This window comes from Microseira sp. BLCC-F43 (assembly GCF_041929235.1).
Classification (GTDB): Bacteria; Cyanobacteriota; Cyanobacteriia; order Cyanobacteriales; family Aerosakkonemataceae; genus Microseira.
In genome coordinates this window covers 1-2,141 of the sequence record NZ_JBHFNP010000071.1, presented here as the reverse complement: position 1 = coordinate 2,141, position 2,141 = coordinate 1, and the positions used below count along the sequence as shown (strand labels likewise).

Annotated in this window: 1 protein-coding gene and 1 pseudogene; one reads left to right on the top strand and one right to left on the bottom strand. The window is 48.4% G+C overall.

The window, feature by feature from the left end; genetic code table 11:
* Positions 1-87: 87 nt before the first annotated feature.
* Positions 88-168, bottom strand: a pseudogene (locus ACE1CM_RS11605) (hypothetical protein); the annotation flags it as partial.
* A gap of 671 nt (positions 169-839) precedes the next feature.
* On the opposite strand from ACE1CM_RS11605, the gene ACE1CM_RS11600 reads away from it, so the two are divergent.
* Entirely contained in the window at positions 840-2,054 is a 1,215-nt protein-coding gene (locus ACE1CM_RS11600) for an aminotransferase class V-fold PLP-dependent enzyme (protein WP_374877629.1), read from the top strand.
* The last annotated feature ends 87 nt before the right edge of the window (positions 2,055-2,141 follow it).

Below are 2,141 nucleotides of genomic sequence, written 5' to 3'. Positions count from 1 at the left end.
GGCTGTCACTCCAACATCAAGAGGGATGGACTTACACCATCACGGAAATTAGATTGTCAAGGTTAGTTATTATAAACCTTGCCCTGCTTACACTTGGGCCGTTGGGCTTTCCATTTTTGCCGGAACGAATCGCACGTAGACCAACCGAACGCAACCCAGCGTGCGGCGCCAGAGTTGTTCTTGTTCCTCGGTTGGCTAAAAGCGGTATCGGTAGGCTTTTTCAGTCAATTTTTACATTATAGCATTTATCTTGTGAGGAATACTACCGTGCAGTTATGGGATAAATTAGCGGGATTGACCCCGATAATTTATCCCCCGTTTCCTGCCACCGTTAACCCTACGGGTATAACGGGGGCCTCCACGGGAGAAGAAAGATGAAAGCAGTTGTTTGGACAAAACTGGAAAAAAAAATTTGTCAGGGGGGGTTGCAAATTCCATCTGATAGCGCTAGTATGTAATAAGTGCGATCCTCAGTAGCTCAGTGGTAGAGCGATCGGCTGTAATGGACGCAAGATATTGGGAGTAACTAATATCTTGAGTGACATAGCAGCGCTACTTGGTAACAAGTAGTGGAAAATCGGGTGAATTCAGGGAAGCCGCAGCAATAAGGGTGGCGGTAATCCTGAGCCAAGTCTGGCAAAAGGCGGTGGTTTCCACAGTAGCCAGAAAGGCGCAGAGACTAAGGATGAGGAGCCTGTCCAATAAATCCTAGAGCGCCCGACATCCCAAAGGGATGATGAGATAGTCCACCCCTTGCGGAAACGTAGGGATAAGTGTAACCGATTGGTCGCTGGTTCGAATCCGGCCTGGGGAGTTAAATACAAAAAGAAGGGTGAAGCATGAAGGATGAGAATTTAGACTTCAAACTTCACCTTTCAGAATTTGGTAAGTATTGGTCGCTTGACCGGGAAATAACGTTTCTCAATCACGGTTCGTTTGGCGCCTGTCCAATGCCGGTATTGGAGGCGCAGCAGCGCTTGCGGTTGCAGATGGAACGGGAACCCCTACGCTTTTTCGTGCGGGAGTTTGAGGAACTGCTGGATCGGGCAAGAAGCGAGTTAGCTAAGTTTGTCGGCGCAGATGCTGGGGAATTGGCATTTGTGCCGAATGCGACGACGGGGGTGAATGCGGTGTTGCGATCCCTCACCTTCGATCCAGGGGATGAATTACTCACCACCGATCACGAATATAATGCCTGTCGCAACGTGCTGAACTTTGTAGCAGAACGCACGGGTGCTCTGGTGGTGGTGGCAGAAATTCCGTTTCCCCTGGGTTCGCCGCAAGACATAATTGCAGCAGTATGCGCTCGCGTCACACCCAAGACAAAGCTAGCGCTGTTAGACCACATAACCAGCCAAACAGGTCTAATTTTACCGATTTCACAGATAACTCAAGAACTGGCGCAGCGTGGCGTCGATACCCTGATCGATGGCGCCCACGCGCCCGGTATGATTCCCCTAGACCTGCATAACTGCGGCGCCACTTACTACACCGGAAATTGCCATAAATGGTTGTGTGCGCCCAAAGGCGCGGCATTTTTGTACGTGCGACAGGACAAGCAATCAGAAATTCGTCCGATGACTATCAGTCACGGTGCTAACTCGCCCCGCACCGATAAATCCCGCTTTCAATTAGAGTTTGACTGGATGGGAACCGACGATCCCACAGCATATTTATGCGTACCAGAAGCAATTCAATTTATGGGTTCGCTGCTTGTGGGTGGATGGCCCGAATTAATGGCACGAAATCGGACAATGGTATTGACAGCGAGGCAGATGCTGTGCGAGGCGTTGGATGTTGCGCCACCCTGTCCCGATCAGATGATTGGTGCGATGGCAGTTATACCATTACCAGAGGAGAGAACCGAATTTGTCAAAACGCGGTTAATTCCGCCGCTACAAGATGCGCTGTGGGAGCATTTTAAAATTGAAGTGCCGATAATTTATTGGCCTAAATACCCATTTCAGCAGATGCGGATTTCGGCGCAAATTTATAATACTTTTCCACAATATGAATATTTGGCCTTTGCACTAACCGAGTGTAAAACCTTGTAAAGTTAGTATGAAATCAGCAATCTTACTGATGAAATTTCAGTTGTACCTATTATTACTTAAATCGGTTTGATGTTAACCGATTCTGAA

What these genes read in the sequence shown, in the direction of transcription:
- ACE1CM_RS11600 (WP_374877629.1), top strand. Translation starts at nt 840, where the DNA reads ATGAAGGATGAGAATTTAGACTTCAAACTTCACCTTTCAGAATTTGGT.